Origin of the sequence: Kribbella albertanoniae (assembly GCF_004348455.1) — a bacterium.
GTDB lineage: Bacteria > Actinomycetota > Actinomycetes > Propionibacteriales > Kribbellaceae > Kribbella > Kribbella albertanoniae.
The window spans coordinates 19,634-37,414 of record NZ_SMKA01000052.1 but is presented as its reverse complement, the minus strand read 5'-3'; the positions used below and the strand labels follow the sequence as shown (position 1 = coordinate 37,414).

The window sequence follows — 17,781 nt, the reverse complement described above, 5'->3', positions numbered from 1 at the left end:
AGTCAACGTGGAGCACGCGCAGCGCAGCGAGCATGAACGACGTTGACGCCATCCCGCACGCCGGCTTCACAATCACCGCCCGAGGAAACCGGGACCACAGACCGTGCGGTCACTCCATACCGTCTAACCCTTGACCGCGCCGGCGGCGACGCCGGAGGTGACGCGGCCCTGGAGGACCAGGAAGATCAGCAGGACCGGGAGCATGAACAACGTGGCCGCGGCCATCGTCGCGCCCCAGTCGGTGCCGAAGGTGTTGCTGAACGACGAGAGCCAGACCGGCAGCGTGCGCTGGTCCTGCTCCTTGATGATCAGCAGGTTCGCGAACGCGAACTCGTTCCACGCGGTGATGAACCCGAACAGCGACGTGGACAACAGGCCGGGCGCCAGCAGCGGGAACACGATCCGCCGGAACGCCTGGAACTGGTTGCACCCGTCGACCTGCGCGGCCTCCTCGAGATCGGCCGGGATCGCGTTCAGGAATCCGCGCAGTGTCACGATCGTGAACGGCAGCGTCATCATGAAGTAGATCAGCGTCAGCATCGGCAGTTTGTCCAGCATGTCGGTGTCGCGCGCGATCACGTACATCGGGATCAGCAACGCCTCCCACGGCGTCATCTGCGCGACGAACACCATCACGATGAACGCCTGCCGGCCCTTCCATTTCAGTCGCGCGACCGCGAACGCGGCCAGGCACGCAACGATCAGAGCGAGCAGTACGCCGGTGATCGCGACGAACGCCGAGTTCCGCCAAAACAGCCAGAAGCCGTCGGCGTTGACCGCCGTACCGAAGTGGCTGAAGGTGATGTTCGCCGGGAAGAACGACGGCGTCTCGGCCTGGATGTCCTTCGTCGGCTTGAACGCGGTGAGCACCATCCAGTAGACCGGGAAGACCGCGAACGCGAAGACTCCCAGCGCGATGACGTTGAGGACGATCCGCCTTGGCTTCACAGTTCGCCCTCTTCCTTGAACAGCTGCCGGAAGTAGGCGAGCAGTACGACGGTCAGCAGCAGCACGGTGACCATCGAGATCGCGGCACCGAGGTCGTACCGGTTCAGCGACTGCGCGATCTGGTAGGCGTAGACCGGCAGGGTCAGCGTGGCGTCGCCCGGTCCGCCCTGGCTGATCACCCAGATCTGCACGAAGCTCTTGAAGACCCAGATCACCTCCAGGCACAGGATCAGCCCGAACATCGGCCGCAGGATCGGGAACGTGATCAGCCCGAACATCCGGACCGGACCGGCCCCGTCCATCGACGCCGACTCGTAGATCTCCTTCGGTACCGTCGTGATCGCGGCGTAGAGGGTGAGCGCCGCGAACGGCACCGACTGCCAGACGATCATGATCACGATGATCGCGAACGTCGACGTACCGTCCGCGAACCACGCATAGCCGTCGTACTGGGTGAAGCCGAGCTTGACGAGCACCCAGTTCACGACTCCGAGCTGGGACTGGAACAACCATTGGAACACGGTCGTTGCCGCCAGCACCGGAATTGCCCAGGCCAGCACCAGGCCACCCATCAGCAGGAAGCGCATCCACTTGCCCAGGGCATCGATCAGCAGCGCGACCAGGGTGGACAGCACCATGATCAGTACGACGTTGATCGCGGTGAACGCGAAGGTGCGGCCGACCACCGACCAGAACTTGTCGTCGGTGAAGATCGCCCGGTAGTTGTCGAACCCGACGAAGTCGGCACCACCGCGGATCAGCTGCGCGATCCCGAACTTCTGGAACGAGACGACCAGGTTCCGGATCAGCGGGTAGATCAGCAGGTACGCCATCCCGAGGACGGTCGGCGCGATGAGCAGATACGGGAGGACACGCGGGCGCCCCCGCCGGGCCCGGGCCGGTGGGTCCGGCTCGGGGGCGGGGGCGGTCCGCTCGAGTTGAGCGAGGGCCACGGTCTACTTTCCGCTGTTCAGGGCCTCGGTGATGATCGCGTCGGCCGCCTGGGCCGCCGCGGCCGGGTCACCGCCGGTGAGCACCTTGGTCTGGTACTCCTTGATCGGGTTCTTGGCCTCGACCGCGGCCCAGTTCGGCGAGTTCGGCGTCGCCTTGCCGTTGGCCGCACCGGCCGCCATCGCGCTGGTGCCCTCGTCACCGGTGACCTGGGACGCGAGCGCCTTGCGGTTCGGCACGTACTTCATCGACTTGGCCAGGTCGACCTGCCACTTCTCGCCGGCCAGCTCCTTGATGAAGGTGTAGGCCGCGTCCGGGGCGTCCGACGCCTCCGGCACGATCAGGTCCGAGCCACCGGTGAAGACCGCGCCCGGCTTGTCGGCGGTCTTGCCCGGGATCGGGAAGAAGCCCAGCTTGTCCTTGAGCGCCGGGTTCGCCTGGACGATCAGCTCGGCGGCACCCGGTACGGCGATCATCTGCGCGACCTTGCCCTGCGCGAACACGTCGGTCTGGGTCGGCTTGGCCTCGTCGGAGTCCTTCGGGCCCTTGCCGAGCGCCTGGATCTGCTTGTAGAAGTCCATCCCCTTGAGCGCCTCGGGGCTGCTCAGCGCGCCCTTCCAGTTCTCGCCGTCCTTGACCGCGAGGTCGCCGCCCTCGTCCCAGATGAAGCCGGACAGCACGTAGAAGTTCTGGCCGGGCAGGTAGATGCCCTGGTTGCCGCCGGTGTTCAGCTTGGCGGTGGCGGCCAGCCACTCCTCGCGGGTCTTCGGCGGGGTCGTGATCCCGGCCGCCGCGAACAGGTCCTTGCGGTAGACCACGACCCGGTTCGCCGCGTAGTAAGGGATCCCGAACTGCTTGCCCTCGTAGTTGCCGGGGCCGGCCAGACCTTCGATCCAGTCGTCACCCTGCAGGTCGGCCTTCTTGTCGGTCAGGTCGCGGACCCCGCCGGAGGCCGAGTACTGCGCGACCTGGGTGTTGCCGACCTCGATCACGTCCGGCGCGTCCTTGCTGGCCAGCGCGCCGATGATCTTCGGGCCGATCCCGTTCCACTCCTGGATCTGGACGTTCAGCTTGACGTCGGTGTGCTTCGCGGCGAAGTCGTCGGTGAACCGCTTCAGGAAGTCGTCTGAGACGCTCCCCTTCATCAGCCACACGTCGATGGTCTTCGGACCGGAACTTGCGTCGTTCTTGTCGCCGGACGACCCACACGCCGCGAGGGCGGTGAGGGACAGGGCCGCGACAGCAGCCACGGCAAGCGAACGGAACTTCATGGATCACCCCTGGTATGAACCTGTTCCTGCAGAGGCCCAGAGAATTGCCCAGCCGGGGTCGCCCTGGCAATAGTTCAGAAGTGTCCGTTACTATTCCGTGAGAGCGCATCCGCGCTGGATCACGCATGCATAAGTGGCTAAACCGGTCAAGTAGCGCAGCGCTCGTTGCGCATAGCGCAACCAAACCACTTACGCACCTCCTGATGCCAATTAACGAACCAGTTGGGCCAGAACGGCACCGGCGACGGCCGCGTCGATCGCGCCGACCCCGGTGAGATCCGCGACAGACTGCCGGTCCCGCTGCATCCCGTCGCGGAGAACCGCACCCACTGGTACGTCGTGGTCCGCCTCGATCACGCCGGCCCGGACCGCGTTGCCGAAGTCGCCGTGATGGAGACACTGCGCGTGGTCGTCGGTGGCGACGAACGCCCCGGCGAACACCTCGGGCGGGAGCTCACCCTTGCCCGGCATGTCGGTCCCGATCCCGGTGATGTGCACGGCTCCCCGGAACGCGTCCGCTGGCAGCGGTTCCCGAGCAGCCGTCGTGGCGATCACACAGGTCGCACCATCTAGTCCGTCAGGTGTCGCATTGATGCCCTCGGCGCTCATGGCCTTGCAGAGACGCTCGACAGCTTCTGGTCGACGCCCCCAGACCTTCACTCGGCGCAGCGGTCGCAGCTCGCGCAACCACAGCACCTGCAGCAGCGCCTGCTCACCCGTGCCGAGTACGGCGACCTCATCGACCCCGACCGGCGTCATCGCATCGGTGATCAGCGCCCCGGCCGCCGCCGTACGCCATGCGGTCAGTTTGCCCTCGTCCGCGAGCACTGCGGCCGGCTGACCGTTGGTCGCGTCCACTGCGAGCATCAGTCCGTTGTTGACCGAGCCGAAGGTGCTCGCCACCTTCACCACGAAGTACGGCGTACCAGCCACGTGACCGGCCTTCACATGCGTGTCCCCGTCGTACTGCGGGAACTCGAGCACCATCGGCGCCGGTACCGACGTCCGTCCCTCCGCATGCGCGATCAGCGCCGAGCGCACCGCCTCGAAGACCACCGCCGGTGTTGCGGCCCGGCTGATGGCGTCGAGACCGAAGACCGGCAGTGTCATCGCTGTTCCAGCCAGTCCGCCCAGGCGGCCAGAGCCGGTCCGGGATTCTGACGACCGAGGCCTATCCGGAAGCGGTCGGTGGGTGTTTCGGTGAGTGTGGAGCTGTAGATGCTGGACGGCAGCAGCAGTACGCCGGCCTGTTCCACCAGCGACTCGCACATCGCCTCCACGCCATCCGGCCCGAGGTAGCGCGGATAGGTCACGCAGCCGCCGTCCGGCGCGGTGAACTCGAACAGGTCGGGGTAGCGGTCGAAGAACGCAGTGAAGAGCGGGAGGTTCGCCGCGACGATCCCGCGGTTCCGGGTGAGCAGCTGGTCGCGGGCACGCAGTGCGATCAGCGCAAGCACCTCACTGGGCGCCGAGTTGCAGATGGTCGTGTAGTGCTTGGCACGTTCGAGCCGATCCAGTACGGCTTGGTCGCGGCAGGCGATCCAGCCGATCCGCAGGCCGGGGAGCCCGTAGGCCTTGGACATCACGTTCAGGGAGAGCGCCGTACCTGACAGATCGGTTGCCTGGGGCAACGGATCTCGGTTCAGCTCGAGTCCGCGGTAGACCTCGTCGGAGAACAGCAGGATGCCGCGCTCGGTGCACAGGTCCACGAGTCGCTGCCAGGCCTCAGGTGCGGCCACTGCGCCGGTCGGGTTGTTCGGGAAGTTGACCGAGACCATCCTGGTGTTCGGCCGCAGTGTGCGCTCGATGGCGTCCACATCCAGCGCCCAGCCGTCCTCGGGCCGCAGCGCGACTCCCGTGACCTGCGCGACGGCCGACGGCACGGTCTCGGCCGCTTGGTAGTTCGGCGTCAGCACGACCACGTGGTCGCTCGGCTCGAGCAGGGTGCGCATGGCGAGGTAGATCCCCTCCTCCGCACCGGCGAAGCAGAGGATGTCCTCAGGCTGCGCCTCCGCGTACGTCGCCGCGATGGCCTCCCGCAGCGCAGGCAGTCCGCGCACCTCGGTGTAGCCGAGGGCCAGCGACTCCCAGCGCTCGCGGCCGTCGTCGTCAGCCAGTGCGAGCAGCTCGGACAGGGGGAGCGTCTGCGCGTCCGATGCGGTCAGGTGGTAGCGCGCGGTGAACTCCCAGCGCGCGAAGTGTGTCTCCAGCCGGAAATCAGGCAGGGTCGGCATGCGGCTCCTTCCGGGCCTCGGCGAGCAGTTGGTAGAGCGCAGACCGCGACACCTGCAACGCACGCGCCACCGTCGGCACCGACCGGCGCTGGCTGAGCACCCCAGCCGCATCCAGACGACTGAGCAACTCCACCCGGTCCGCCCGGGTCAACCGCTCCACCGGCACACCGCACTCCTGCACGTAGCCGACCACCAGCTCATTCAGCTTCTCGGTCCAGTCGTGCTCAAAGAACACCCGCGGCTGGCCCGACACCGGCGCAGCAAATGCGGCCAGCAGCCGGCTCGCAGTCTCGAACGCAGTCCGATCCACATTCACACACAGCACGTACGCAGCCGTACCGTCCTCGTCCCGCAGTACCGCGCTCACACTCGACAGCCGCCGCCCGTCCGGCAGCACCTTCGGATACGGCCCATACGCATCCCGACCGGTCGCGCTCAGCTCATCCAACTCACCAAGCAACGACGCGTCCCCAGGCCCCCGCCCCGACAACGGATTCCAGATCATCGCGATCCGATCCGTCACCGAGTCATGCAGCACAACCTCCGCATGAGGCGACAACAACCGCGCCAACACCTCACCCACCGGCGCCAACTGCTCAGGAGTCACGCCCGGACAATACGTCCATCCTAGACAAACTGTCCAGACAGATCACTGCGGCTCGAGCGGCAGTCGCAGGATGGCGTCCGGGATGTTCGCCGCATTGTCAATGCGGATGGACTTGAGTTCCGTGTCCGACAGGGCCCGGGTGTAGAGCCGGACCTCGTCGAGCGCGCCGGCGAAGTGCTGACCACCGTCGAGCCGCCGGCCGATGTGAACGTGGAACGGGCGGCCCGGGCTCACGCTGCCTGCCGGGGCGGCTGCCACGTTCGGGTTCGTCACACCATCGACGGACAGGGACAGCACGCCCTCTGCCCGTTTCAGGACGACGTGATGCCATTGCCCGTCGTTGTAGGCGTTGCTGGTCTGGACGACGGCGGTCTTGTTCTGATGACTGATGAACCCGCGGACGCGGTTGCCTTCCGGTTCCGCCCGAAGCCAGACCTGGGAGAAGTTCTCACCCACGTTGTACGCCCAGAAGATCGGGTGATTGCCAGTGGTCGCGCTGTACTTGACCCAGGCCGCCAGCGTGAAGTCTCCGGCGTTGACGGCCATGGACTCGGCGAACGGCACCTGGACGTAGTCGTCGGTCCCGTCGAGCCGCACGGCCTGACCGAAGCGTCCGGCGACGGTCGTGGCACCGCCGCGGATGCGCGACGTGTTGCCGTGGCCGGACAGATCAGGAGTGGCGACGCCGCCGGTGTAGCTGTCCGGCAGACCCAGGTCCGCTTCGGTGAACGAGGCGTATCTGATCGATTCGTAATATTTGCTGACACCTCGCTCGTACAGCATCCCGATCTGACCGCTGTTCGCCTCGACCAGGTCGGAGTAGCCGGACGGACCGGAGTAGATCAGGGTGCCCCCGGAGGTGTCCTGGTAGTTGACGCCTTCGTCGAAGGAGGAGCGGATCATCATCCTCTCCCGGGCGTTGACCGACGGCGAGGACAGCAGGATCCGGTTGTACTTGTCGCCGTGCGCCGTCGAACGCAGCCGCAGTACGGCGCTCTGGACGACCGGCGACTCGAGGTTGGGGAGCTTCTTGAACTCCGCGTCGAAGGTCAGGCCACCGTCCGAACTGACGGCGTACACCTTGTCCCGGCCGTCGTACGGCTCAGATGTGCCGGGGTAGTCCGCCTTGTTATCCCTGGCCAGCACGTAGATCTGACCGTTCGCCCGTTCGACGGCGTTGGGCTCGCCGGCCATCCGGTCGGCTCCGGCCGGCGACTCGGCACCCCGGGCCCACGTCAGACCACCGTCATCGCTGTACACGAGCGCGGTGCGGTGGAACCCACCGAACCACATCGGAGCCACCAACCGGCCACGCGTCGCCGCTGGGCCGTCGGCGAGCTGGATGCCGTGGCCCGGCCCGGGCATCCCCTGGCCTACTTCTGACGACAGGTTCCGTGGTGTCGACCACTCGAGTCCGTCGTCGATGCTGATCTGCAGGTAGGGAAGGCGCGGCGGTCCAGGTGTCGTCGGGTCCCCGTCACTGATCTCCGGGCTGTACCTGGACAGCAGGACGATGCGCTCGGACTCCTGATCCACGATCGGGACCGGATTGCCCCACGTGGTCGGCGCATGCTTGTCGCCGCCGGGGATACCGCTGGCCACCCGGATGGGCGCCTGCGTCACGGCCGGGACCCAGGTGCGGCCGTTGTCGGTCGACCGGCGCAGAACGAGGTTGTGGTCGCCGTTGTCGAGACAGTTGCCTTGGCGACCCTCGGCGAACGCGAGCAGGGTGCCCTTCGTGGTGCGCACGATGGCGGGGACGCGGTAACAGGCGTAGCCGCCGACACCGCCCTCGAAAACCGTGGTGCCCGAAATCGCCGCCTCTGCCTGCCTGGTTGCGACAGGCGCCAAACCAACGCTCGCAATCAGGATCACCGCCATCAGAACCCGTCGGTACATCGTTGCCTCCCCTGGACGCGCAGCAGTATCCGCACCCTAGAGACGACCAGCAACGCTCCACTTCCCGTACCGCACCCGTACTTACTGGCGGGTGTCGGCCCGTGCGGCGCGGCGGAGGCCGATGAGGAGGAGGGTGATGGAGATGGCGCCGACGACGGCGTAGGTGACTACGCCGCCGATGCCGTCCCAGGTGGTGTGGAGGGCTACGGCGAGGGCGTACATGCCGATGAAGCCGGCTAGGTGTTTGCCGCTGGGGGCGCTGACGAAGCGCCAGAGGCCCCAGCAGCTCAGGCCGGTCCAGGCGGCGTGGCCGGCTGGGGACAGGAGGCCGCGGACGAACAGGGTCTGCTCGGCGGCACCGACGTTTCCGCCGGACTGCAGCAGGGCGACGAAGGCGTAGCCCATGGTTTCCAGTACGGCGAACCCGGTGCCGACGGCGACTCCGATGATGATGCCGCGCCCGACTGAGTTGCGGTAGCGGTGCCCGAAGAACACCACCAGCACCGCCGGGACGACCAGCTTGGCCGCCTCCTCGATCAGCCCGACTCCGAGCATCGGCAACGTGCCCAGGCGGCGCATGGCGTCGTACTCGAGTAGTCCGGCGACCACGACGCCCACCACTCCGCCGAACAGCAGACACCCGCCCAGCGTCGGCCCGTCGATCAGCCACCGCCCGGACCGGCCCGCCGCGAACGTCACGAACGTCAGCGGGACCACCAGCGCCCCGAGCAGGATCATCGTCGGGAACAGGTTCGGATTGTTGGTGTCGGCAAGCACTGCCAGTACGGCGAAGTACAGCCCCGCCCCAACCAGCAGCGTCCCCAGCCATGCCCACTTGCGGACCGCGATCGCACTCATGTGCTGATGGTGCCGGTGCTGGCCTACTTGCGCCATGTCGCAGGGACGGCAGTGATGGACAGGGCGGATCACCGTGACGAGATTGCAAACTCAAACGGAACAGAGCTGCCCCCAGCCTGTGAACTACTGAACTCCGAACGAGGAGACTGCCCATGCCCTCACCACGGATCCCTGCGGTCACCCTCGCCGCGGTGCTGACCCTCGGCGCGGTCACGGTGGCGCCTGCCAACGCGGGGTCACCACCCCAGCGCGGTAGTGCCCAGCCCACCACCAGCTCCGTCACCCTGATCACCGGCGACGTCGTCTCGGTCACCGACGCCGGTCACGGCAAGAAGGCGGCCAGCGTCCAGCCTGCACCCGGCCGCGAGCGCGTGGCGTTCCACACCGTCGAGGCTGACGGCGGACTGCGCGTGCTGCCGAGTGACGCCGTGCCGTACATCTCCACCGGTGTTCTCGACGTCGACCTGTTCGACGTGGACGAGCTGATCAGGGACGGGTACGGCGACTCCGCCGCACCGCAGCTCCCACTGATCGTGAAGTACGCCGGGGGCGCCCGCACCTCCACCGCACTCGCCGGTACGACGACCACTCGGCAGCTCGACTCGATCGGCGGCGCAGCGGTGTCAGCGGCGAAGGGTGAGCTCCCGCAGCTGTGGAAGTCACTCGCTGGTGCCAGAACGCTGAGCAGCGGAGTCAGCAAGGTGTGGCTGGACGGCAAGGTGCGTCCGACGCTGGACAAGAGCGTGGCGCAGATCGGTGCACCGGATGCGTGGAAGGCGGGTTACCAGGGCTCCGGCGTACAGGTCGCCGTACTGGACACCGGTGTGGACGCGCAGCACCCCGATCTGGCCGGCAAGGTGAAGGAGTCCCAGGACTTCTCCAACAGCGCGACCGGGCCGGCCGACCACTTCGGTCACGGCACACACGTCGCGGCGACGATCGCCGGGACCGGTGCGGGTGCAGGTGGTGCCCGGAAGGGTGTCGCGCCTCAGGCCGACCTGCTGATCGGGAAGGTACTCAGCGACGACGGCTACGGGTATGACTCGTGGATCATCGCCGGGATGGAGTGGGCGGCCGCGAAGGGCGCCAAGGTGATCAACATGAGCCTCGGCGGTGGGGCCACCGACGGGACCGACCCGATGAGCGTGGCCGTCAACGACATCACCGCGCGGACCGGCACGCTGTTCGTCATCGCAGCCGGCAACGACGGCCCGAGCGACGAGACGGTCGGTACGCCGGGCGCCGCAGCCGCTGCCCTCACGGTCGGAGCCGTTGACCGGGCCGACCAGCTGGCCGACTTCTCCAGCCGCGGACCGCGGATCGGCGACGGCGGACTGAAGCCTGAGATCACCGCACCGGGTGTGGAGATCGTTGCGGCCCGCGCGGCCGGCACTGACATGGGCAATCCGGTGGACAACCTCTACACAGCCGCCTCCGGTACGTCGATGGCCACGCCGCACGTGGCTGGCGCGGCGGCGCTGCTCGCCCAGCAGCACCCGGACTGGAAAGCCGACCAGCTCAAGAACGCACTGGTCAGCACCGCGAAGACTCAGGCAGACCAGACTGCCTACCAGCAAGGCGCCGGCCGGGTCGACCTGACGCGTGCGGTTGCCCAGCAGGTGTATGCCAGCGGTGTGGCCGACTTCGGCCTGCAGACCACGACTGCGTCGACCAACCGGACCATCACCTACCGGAACGACAGCGCTGCCCCGATCACGCTCGCGTTGTCCACAGCAGTCACCAACCTCGACGACGGCAAGCCCGAGACCGATGCCCTCGGCCTCCCCGCCACCGTGACCGTCCCAGCACACGGAAGCGCCGACGTCTCACTCAAGCTGGACACGGCGAAGCTTGAGCGCGGTCTGCACAGCGGCTGGGTCACAGCGACCGGGCCGAACGGAGTGCTCACCCGCACTGCAGTTGGTGCGTTCAAGCAGGGTCCGAAGCACACTGTGACCTTGCGGGCGGTCGGACTGGACGGCGAGCCGACCGGTGTCCCGGTCATCTCGCTCTACGGCAGCAACTCGCGTTCCGACGTACTGGCGTGGATCGGCGACGGTCAGACCTACGAGGCTCAGGTCGAAGAGGGCACGTACCTGCTGCACTCGCTGGTCGAGAGCTACGACCCGGAGCTCGAGCAGGTCAGCCTGTTCACCGATCCGAACGTCGTGGTCGACAAGGACCGGGAAATCGTCATCGATGCTCGCAAGGCCGTGCCGATCACCATCGAGACGCCGAAGCCGTCCGAGCAGCAGTCGATCCTCAGCTACTACGTGCACCGCGAGTACCCCAACGGCCGCTCGATCAGCCACGGAGTGATGCACTTCAGCACCGTCGAGCAGGTGAACGTGACGCCGACCAAGCCGGTCCTGGACGGCAAGTTCGAGTTCTCGTCCCGCTGGCAGCTGGTTGCACCCCTGGTCCAGACCTCGATGCCCGAGCTCGACATCAACCTGCTGCACCAGTCGCCGTCGTACGAAGGCAAGCGGCGGTTCCCGCTCGTTCTCAAGGCTGCCAAGGGTGCCCTGCTGGTTGAGCCCACTCGGGAGGACATGAGCGAGGAGGAGCAGATCGCGGCAGCGGCTGCCGCTGGAGTCGCTGCGATCATCCTGGTCCGTCCGGCCGGACAAGGCGCGTGGACGGTCTGGCGACCGCTGGGAGACCGGGAACCCATCCCGGCGATGGTGACCACCGCCGGCAACGGCCAGAAGCTGATCGACCGCGCTCGGAGCGGCCGCGCCACCATCGACGTCACGCTGACGACGTCGAGCCCCTACCTGTACGACGTGCAGCAGGTGTCGACCGGGGCGATCCCCAGCAAGATCACCTACAAGGTGACACCGCAGAACTCCGCACGCGTCACCACGCGCTACCACGACAACGGTGGCTTCGGCTGGGCCAAGGAGCAGCGGTTCGGCTGGCGCCCGTGGCAGGACTACTCCTGGAACGACTACCAGCGGTTCGTCCAGACGCCGAAGGTCCGTGAGGAGTGGGTGACCTCTGGTGACTCGCTCTGGCAGCACCGGGTCCACCACCTCTGGACCTGGGACACCATGAACCCGCTGCGCGGTGGCATGACCGAACAGCCCAAGAGCTACCGCACCGGTACGTCGAACGAGACGTGGTTCGGTCCGGTCGTCCGGCCGGCCGCTGCACCTGGTGTGGTCTCCACGAGGACAGGTGACCGGCTCTCGCTGCGCATCCCGACGTTCGTCGACTCGAACGGGCACTACACGATCGGCGAGACCACTGCGGCCTCGGCAGTGCTGTCGCGCAACGGTACGACGATCGTCGAGCTGCCCAACGCGTGGCAGGACGTGATCACCACCAGCGGCGACGCGTCGTACCGGCTGGACCTCAACACCGAACGGAACGACTCGGAAGGCGAATGGCTCTGGGGCACGCGTACCCAGACCAGCTGGGAGTTCCGCTCGGCCAAGACCGCAGAGGACAAGGCAACCCCGCTGTCCCTGCTGCAGGTCGGCTACAAGGCACCGACCGATCTGAACGGCCGCGCCTCGCGCACACATGTCCTGGGCTTCGACGCGCCCAAGACGAAGAGCCTGCAGGCGTGGGCGTCGTACGACGAGGGCAAGTCCTGGCAGCGGCTCCCCGTGGTGGGCGCCTTCGGCCAGTACGTCGCGATCGTGGCCAACGCCCGCAACACCGTCTCGCTGAAGGTCCAGGCAACCGGTGCCGACGGCACCAAGGTCACCCAGACCGTCATCCGCGCGTACGGCGTCAAGTAGTCGGCAGGCTGACCCGGACGGTGAGACCACCGTCCGGGTTGGCCTGCGCGACGGCCTCGCCGCCATGCGCCTTCGCAACAGCCCGGACGATCGACAGTCCCAGACCTGAGCCCCTCTGCTCGGTCCGGACGCGCGCCCGGCGGAAGGGCTCGAACAGCGCCTCGACTTCGGAGTCCAGGACCACCGGCCCTGTGTTGGTCACCGTGAGCACCACCTGCTCCGGCCCTCGGGTGGTCCGCACGTCGACCGACCCACCGGGGACGTTGTAGCGGACTGCGTTCTCCACCAGGTTCTCGACCAAGCGGCCGAGCAGGACCGGGTCACCAATCGTCGAAGCGGCGCCCAGCGTTGTACTCAAGGTCAGCTCGGTACTGGTGGCTTCGACGACTTCCGCCGCGATCGCGGCCAGGTCCACCGGCTGCGTGTCGAACGCCGCGCTCTCGCTCTCCGCCAGCAGCAGCAGCCCTTCGATCAGCTGTTCGTGCCGCCGGTTCACCGCGAGCAGTGACGCGCCCAACTCCTTCGTCTGGTCCGGTACGCCGGGCTCGCCGAGCGCGACGTCGACCAGCACCCGGTTCATCGCCAGCGGCGTCCGCAGCTCGTGGGAGGCATTCGCAACGAAGCGGCGCTGTCCGTCGAACGACCGGTCCAGCCGGTCCAGCATCTCGTCGAAGCTGTCGGCCAACTGCTTCACGTCGTCGTCGGCACCGACCAGGGCAATCCGCTCGTGCAGACCGTTCCCGGTGCCGTCCGCGGCGATCCGCTGCGCAGTCTCCCGGATCCGCTGCACGGGACGCAGCGCCCGGCCGGCCAGTAGCCAGCCCGAGGCACCGGCCAGCAGTCCGACACCGAGCAGAGCGATGCCGCCCTGGGTCAGCAGCGCCCTACCGGCCGCGGACCGCACCTCCTGCTGCTGACGCTGGATCTCGGCGACCAACTGATCCACATCCCGCCCGGACGCCCCGACCGCAGATACGCGGAGCGCTGCGATCCGCGCGTCGGTCGGTCCGTCCAGCTGGGTTGCCAGGCTGTTCTGAACGAGCAGATAGGTCACACCGAGCAGGACCGCACCGGCGACGAGGAACAGGCCGCCGTACAGGATGGTCAGGCGCGCGCGTAGCGTCCAGCTCTTCATGGCAGCCGGTAGCCCGCGCCGGGCATGGTCTCGACCAGTGGTGGGTCACCGAGCTTGCGGCGGAGCTTCATCACCGTCACCCGCACCACATTGCTGAACGGGTCGATGTGCTCGTCCCACGCCTTCTCCAGTAGCTCCTCCGCGGAGACCACCGCCCCCTCGGCCCTGAGCAGTTCTGCGAGTACTGCGAACTCCCGGTTCGCCAGCGCGATCGGGCGGCCGTCCCGCTCCACTGCACGCCGCGCGGGGTCCAGTCTGATTCCAGCACGCTCCAGAAGCGGCGGTACGGCGGGTTGCGACCGCCGGGCCAACGCGTGCACCCGTGCGGCAAGCTCGGCGAACGAGAACGGCTTGCCGAGGTAGTCATCCGCGCCGATGGCCAGTCCGGCCACTCGATCGCGGACCGCGGTCGACGCGGTCAGCATCAGCACCCGCGCGGCCGACTCGCCGCTGACGATCTGCCGGCACACCTCGTCACCGTGCACGAGCGGCAGGTCCCGGTCCAGTACGACGACGTCGTACGCGTGCACGCCGATCCGCTCCAGCGCAGCGGCTCCGTCGTACACGACATCGACCGCAAAGGACTCGCGCCGCAGTCCGCGCGCGACTTCGTCCGCCAGCAGGCTCTCGTCCTCGACCACCAGGATCCGCATGGCTCCATCGTGCCGGGCGCCGCGTAACCGGGGGATAACCACCACGTACCGGTTTACGCCCTGGTTATCCGCTGCTGGCTTCACTCCTCGGTATGAAGACGATCGCAGCAGTACTACTGATGACAGCGGCCCTGGCGGGGTGTGCCGAGGCCGGCGACGGAGTCGCAACCGCGAGCAGTACGCCGTCCGCGACCACTCCGGCCGCACAAACCTTCAGCGCTTGTATGGCCGACCACGGCGTCCAGGTCTCCGAGCCGGCACCAGGGAAGGGCCTGGCCGGGATCGACCCGGCCCTGGTGAACTCACCGGCCTTCAAAACTGCACTGGCCGCGTGCAAGGACCTCATCCCGGGCGGAGTCCGCGGCAGCGAGGCACCGGCCGACCAGACGAAGTACCTGGAGTTCGCGAAGTGCATGCGCTCCAACGGCCTGCCTGACTTCCCGGATCCGAAGCCGGGAAGCAAGGACGGCATGTTCGGCGGCGGTGCGGTCGACCGGAACAACCCTGCGTTCAAGAAGGCGGCAGAGGCATGCAGCCACGTACTTGGGTGACAGGGGCCGCAGTGCTGGCGGTCGCAGCCGCGACCGCAGTGATTGCCGGCGCCGATGGCAGCGAGGTGGTCGCCGACAGCGAACCACCGCCGACAGCGACCGTGGTGAAGACCAACCTGGTGCAGACCGTGCAGGTGAGCGGCACGCTCTCGTACGGCGTTCCGCAGCCGCTGACCGTCGCTGCGAACCCGGGCACGATCACCTGGATCGCACCGGAGGGTTCGACCGTGAAGGTCGGCCAGCCGGTGTACAAGGTCGACAACGTTCCGGTGATCCTGTGGAAGGGCAGCACTCCGCTCTACCGTCCACTGAAGCTCGGCACCAAGGGTGCGGACGTCCTGCTGGCCGAACAGAACCTGGCCGCTCTCGGCTACCTCAAGGTGAAACCCAACTCGAAGTACGGCACGGCGACGGCGAACGCGGTGACAGCGTGGCAGGAGGCGACCGGCCAGCCCGAGACCGGCGTCGTGGAACCGCATGACGTCGTACTGGCTCAGCTGGGGCCGCCGGCGAACCTGGCCGGAAACGGCGGCCTGCGGATCGCGATGCACACACTGGCGCCCGGTGATCGGGTCGGATCGAACACGAACAACGAGATCCTGACCTACAGCGGCACCACTCCGCTGGTGGTCGTCGGACTGGACGTCGCCAAGCAGCACCTGGTGAAGAAGGGGCTTAAGGCAACAGTCACGTTGCCGACCGGGAAGGCTGTCGCGGGGACAGTGGCCGCTATCTCATCTGTAGCCACAGTCCCGGAGGAGGGCAGCGACGATCCGCCCACTGTGCCGGTGGTGATCGGTCTGGCCGATCCAGCCGCAGCCGGCGGCCTCGACTCCGCACCGGTCGACGTGGCGCTGGTGTCGGCGCAGAAGCACGGCGTGCTCGCCGTACCGATCGCTGCGCTGGTCGCTCTCGCCGAGGGCGGGTACGGCGTCCAGGTCGTCGCAGCCGGCACGACGTCGTACGTCGCTGTGAAGACCGGGATGTTCGCTGGAGGCAAGGTGGAGGTCACCGGTGCCGGCATCACCGCTGGGACCGTAGTGGGTGTGGCCGGATGACCGCCCTGATCGAACTCGAGCGGGCGACCAAGCGGTACGCCGGTGGCGTGGCCGCGCTCCGCGACGCCGACCTGACCATCGGCCGCGGCGAACTGGTCGCGATCGTCGGGCCGTCCGGGTCGGGCAAGTCCACACTGCTGAACCTGATCGGCACCCTGGACCGGCCGACCAGCGGCACCCTCCGGATCGACGGCCACGACGTAGGCAGTCTGTCCGACCGCCAGGTGTCGGCCCTGCGCGCACAGCGGATCGGTTTCGTGTTCCAGCAGTTCCACCTGACCGCCGGGGTCACGGCGCTGCACAGCGTCGCCGACGGCCTCCTGTACGCCGGTGTGCCCCGTACCGAGCGTCTGGTGCGAGCCGCGGACGTGCTGCACCAGGTGGGTCTCGGCCAACGGCTCGACCACCGCCCGCACCAACTGTCCGGCGGTGAACGTCAGCGCGTGGCCATCGCCCGCGCTCTGATCGGGCACCCGCCGCTGCTCCTGGCCGACGAACCGACCGGCAACCTCGACAGCGTGGCGGGTGCCGGCGTCATGGCCCTGCTCCGCTCCCTGCACACCGAAGGGACGACCGTGCTGATCATCACCCACGACCACGACATCGCCGCCGCACTGCCCCGCCAGGTCAGACTGCGCGACGGCCGGATCCAGGCAGGTTCCGATGGCTGACCTCGAACCCGGACGGCTCTCACCAGCCGATCTCGCCCGGGTGGGACTCGCCGGCCTGCGGGCCAGACCGGTCCGGGTGGTGCTGTCCGCGCTCGGCATCGCGATCGGGATCGCCGCCATGGTGGCGGTGGTCGGAATCTCCACCTCGAGCCGCGCAGACCTCAACCGGCAACTGCAGGCGCTGGGAACCAACCTGCTGATGGTAGGGCCGGGCCAGAACCTGTTCGGTGAGGACGTGCACCTGCCGACCGAGTCGGTCGCCATGGTCGACCGGATCCAGCCTGTGACCGCGGTGTCGGCAGTCGGTGCGGTGCCGGAGGTCTCGGTGTACCGGACGGACAAGGTCCCGCCCGGACAGACCGGCGGCATCCAGGTGGTCGCGGCACAGATCGATCTGCTGCCGACGATCGGCGCCGAGTCCGCTGCCGGGACGTTCCTCAACGCCGCCACTGCGCAGTATCCGGCCGTTGTCCTGGGCGCGCAGGCTGCTCAGCACCTCGGAGCCGTAGTGGGACAGCAGGTCTACCTCGGGACCCAGTGGTTCACAGTCGTCGGCCTCCTGCGGCCCGCTCCGCTCGCACCGGAACTCGACAATGCCGCTCTCGTCGGTTGGCCAGTGGCCAAAGCGCTCCTCGGCTTCGACGGCTATCCGACCACCATCTACGCGCGGGCGGTCGAGGACGACGTGACCGCCGTACAGAAGGTCCTGGCGGCGACGGCCAAGCCGGAGGCGCCGAACGAGGTCGATGTGTCGCGTCCGTCGGATGCCCTGGCCGCACAACAGGCTGCGGACGCCACCCTCGACGCACTGCTGCTCGGACTCGGCGCGGTAGCTCTGCTGGCCGGTGGTGTCGGCGTCGCGAACACCATGGTGGTCTCGGTCCTCGAACGCCGCGGCGAGATCGGACTGCGGCGCGCACTCGGCGCCACCCGCCATCAGATCCGGTCGCAGTTCCTGACCGAGGCGCTGCTGCTGTCAGGACTCGGAGGTCTTGGCGGAGCGCTGCTCGGGACCCTGGTCACTGTCGGCTACGCCACCACGCGCGGTTGGTCGGCCGTCGTACCGGTGTGGGCATTGCTGGGCGGCCTGGTGGCCACTGCGGTGATCGGAGTGCTGGCCGGGCTTTATCCAGCGGTGCAGGCGGCACGGCTGGCTCCGACGGAGGCACTCAGTGCGCCGGTCTAGATCCAGTTGC

General features: G+C 67.8%; 15 protein-coding genes. 5 read left to right on the top strand and 10 right to left on the bottom strand.

All coding sequences use genetic code 11. From position 1 onward, the window contains the following. Window positions 1-123: 123 nt before the first annotated feature. The 8 genes from E1261_RS14620 to E1261_RS14585 all read right to left on the bottom strand — a co-directional run bounded on the left by E1261_RS14620 (window position 124) and on the right by E1261_RS14585 (window position 8,768). On the bottom strand, window positions 124-948 hold the full coding sequence (locus E1261_RS14620) for a carbohydrate ABC transporter permease (RefSeq protein WP_132406849.1): 825 nt from the start codon (window positions 946-948) through the stop codon (window positions 124-126). Next, entirely contained in the window at window positions 945-1,901 is a 957-nt protein-coding gene (locus tag E1261_RS14615) for a carbohydrate ABC transporter permease (protein WP_238176226.1), read from the bottom strand. Before E1261_RS14615 ends, E1261_RS14620 begins: the two co-directional genes overlap by 4 nt. Before the next feature lie 3 nt (window positions 1,902-1,904). Continuing rightward, window positions 1,905-3,170 (bottom strand): extracellular solute-binding protein, encoded by a 1,266-nt coding sequence (locus E1261_RS14610; RefSeq protein ID WP_132406847.1) that lies wholly within the window; start codon window positions 3,168-3,170, stop codon window positions 1,905-1,907. Between the two features lie 210 nt (window positions 3,171-3,380). Then, a complete protein-coding gene (locus E1261_RS14605; protein WP_132406845.1) occupies window positions 3,381-4,280 on the bottom strand; it encodes an ornithine cyclodeaminase family protein in 900 nt (299 codons plus the stop codon). Continuing rightward, window positions 4,277-5,404, bottom strand: a complete 1,128-nt coding sequence (locus E1261_RS14600; RefSeq protein ID WP_132406843.1) for an aminotransferase class I/II-fold pyridoxal phosphate-dependent enzyme — start codon at window positions 5,402-5,404, stop codon at window positions 4,277-4,279. The genes E1261_RS14605 and E1261_RS14600 overlap by 4 nt, the downstream gene beginning before the upstream one ends. Then, window positions 5,388-6,011, bottom strand: coding sequence for a helix-turn-helix transcriptional regulator (locus E1261_RS14595; RefSeq protein WP_238176225.1), 624 nt, complete (start codon window positions 6,009-6,011; stop codon window positions 5,388-5,390). Before E1261_RS14595 ends, E1261_RS14600 begins: the two co-directional genes overlap by 17 nt. 42 nt (window positions 6,012-6,053) lie before the next feature. Further along, entirely contained in the window at window positions 6,054-7,910 is a 1,857-nt protein-coding gene (locus E1261_RS14590) for a sialidase family protein (protein WP_132406841.1), read from the bottom strand. A gap of 81 nt (window positions 7,911-7,991) precedes the next feature. Further along, window positions 7,992-8,768, bottom strand: a complete 777-nt coding sequence (locus E1261_RS14585; protein WP_132406839.1) for a PrsW family intramembrane metalloprotease — start codon at window positions 8,766-8,768, stop codon at window positions 7,992-7,994. Window positions 8,769-8,920: 152 nt separating this feature from the next. Between E1261_RS14585 and E1261_RS14580 the strand changes: the two genes are divergently transcribed. Further along, a complete protein-coding gene (locus tag E1261_RS14580) occupies window positions 8,921-12,517 on the top strand; it encodes a S8 family peptidase (protein WP_132406837.1) in 3,597 nt (1,198 codons plus the stop codon). Here the strand turns inward: E1261_RS14580 and E1261_RS14575 are convergent. Both E1261_RS14575 and E1261_RS14570 read right to left on the bottom strand, forming a co-directional pair. Next, window positions 12,510-13,652 carry a sensor histidine kinase gene (locus E1261_RS14575; protein ID WP_132406835.1) on the bottom strand — a complete coding sequence of 381 codons (1,143 nt, stop codon included), beginning with the start codon at window positions 13,650-13,652 and terminating at the stop codon, window positions 12,510-12,512. The genes E1261_RS14580 and E1261_RS14575 overlap by 8 nt on opposite strands. After that, a complete protein-coding gene (locus E1261_RS14570) occupies window positions 13,649-14,305 on the bottom strand; it encodes a response regulator transcription factor (protein WP_132406833.1) in 657 nt (218 codons plus the stop codon). The genes E1261_RS14575 and E1261_RS14570 overlap by 4 nt, the downstream gene beginning before the upstream one ends. A 92-nt stretch (window positions 14,306-14,397) precedes the next feature. On the opposite strand from E1261_RS14570, the gene E1261_RS14565 reads away from it, so the two are divergent. Genes E1261_RS14565 through E1261_RS14550 form a run of 4 tightly spaced genes read left to right on the top strand, consistent with a single transcriptional unit; the run spans window position 14,398 to window position 17,771 of the window. Continuing rightward, complete coding sequence (locus E1261_RS14565; RefSeq protein ID WP_132406831.1) at window positions 14,398-14,856, top strand: hypothetical protein; 459 nt, start codon at window positions 14,398-14,400, stop codon at window positions 14,854-14,856. Next, window positions 14,835-15,914, top strand: a complete 1,080-nt coding sequence (locus E1261_RS14560; protein WP_132406829.1) for a peptidoglycan-binding protein — start codon at window positions 14,835-14,837, stop codon at window positions 15,912-15,914. Before E1261_RS14565 ends, E1261_RS14560 begins: the two co-directional genes overlap by 22 nt. Continuing rightward, window positions 15,911-16,585 carry an ABC transporter ATP-binding protein gene (locus E1261_RS14555; RefSeq protein ID WP_132406827.1) on the top strand — a complete coding sequence of 225 codons (675 nt, stop codon included), beginning with the start codon at window positions 15,911-15,913 and terminating at the stop codon, window positions 16,583-16,585. Before E1261_RS14560 ends, E1261_RS14555 begins: the two co-directional genes overlap by 4 nt. Then, window positions 16,578-17,771: an ABC transporter permease gene (locus E1261_RS14550; protein WP_132406825.1), complete on the top strand. Its 1,194-nt coding sequence runs from the start codon at window positions 16,578-16,580 to the stop codon at window positions 17,769-17,771. The genes E1261_RS14555 and E1261_RS14550 overlap by 8 nt, the downstream gene beginning before the upstream one ends. Window positions 17,772-17,781: the final 10 nt, after the last annotated feature.

Coding starts and splice junctions, on each gene's coding strand:
- E1261_RS14590 (WP_132406841.1), bottom strand. CDS start 7,910: ATGTACCGACGGGTTCTGATGGCGGTGATCCTGATTGCGAGCGTTGGT.
- E1261_RS14565 (WP_132406831.1), top strand. CDS start 14,398: ATGAAGACGATCGCAGCAGTACTACTGATGACAGCGGCCCTGGCGGGG.
- E1261_RS14555 (WP_132406827.1), top strand. CDS start 15,911: ATGACCGCCCTGATCGAACTCGAGCGGGCGACCAAGCGGTACGCCGGT.
- E1261_RS14600 (WP_132406843.1), bottom strand. CDS start 5,404: ATGCCGACCCTGCCTGATTTCCGGCTGGAGACACACTTCGCGCGCTGG.
- E1261_RS14585 (WP_132406839.1), bottom strand. CDS start 8,768: ATGAGTGCGATCGCGGTCCGCAAGTGGGCATGGCTGGGGACGCTGCTG.
- E1261_RS14610 (WP_132406847.1), bottom strand. CDS start 3,170: ATGAAGTTCCGTTCGCTTGCCGTGGCTGCTGTCGCGGCCCTGTCCCTC.
- E1261_RS14580 (WP_132406837.1), top strand. CDS start 8,921: ATGCCCTCACCACGGATCCCTGCGGTCACCCTCGCCGCGGTGCTGACC.
- E1261_RS14605 (WP_132406845.1), bottom strand. CDS start 4,280: ATGACACTGCCGGTCTTCGGTCTCGACGCCATCAGCCGGGCCGCAACA.
- E1261_RS14570 (WP_132406833.1), bottom strand. CDS start 14,305: ATGCGGATCCTGGTGGTCGAGGACGAGAGCCTGCTGGCGGACGAAGTC.
- E1261_RS14560 (WP_132406829.1), top strand. CDS start 14,835: ATGCAGCCACGTACTTGGGTGACAGGGGCCGCAGTGCTGGCGGTCGCA.
- E1261_RS14550 (WP_132406825.1), top strand. CDS start 16,578: ATGGCTGACCTCGAACCCGGACGGCTCTCACCAGCCGATCTCGCCCGG.
- E1261_RS14575 (WP_132406835.1), bottom strand. CDS start 13,652: ATGAAGAGCTGGACGCTACGCGCGCGCCTGACCATCCTGTACGGCGGC.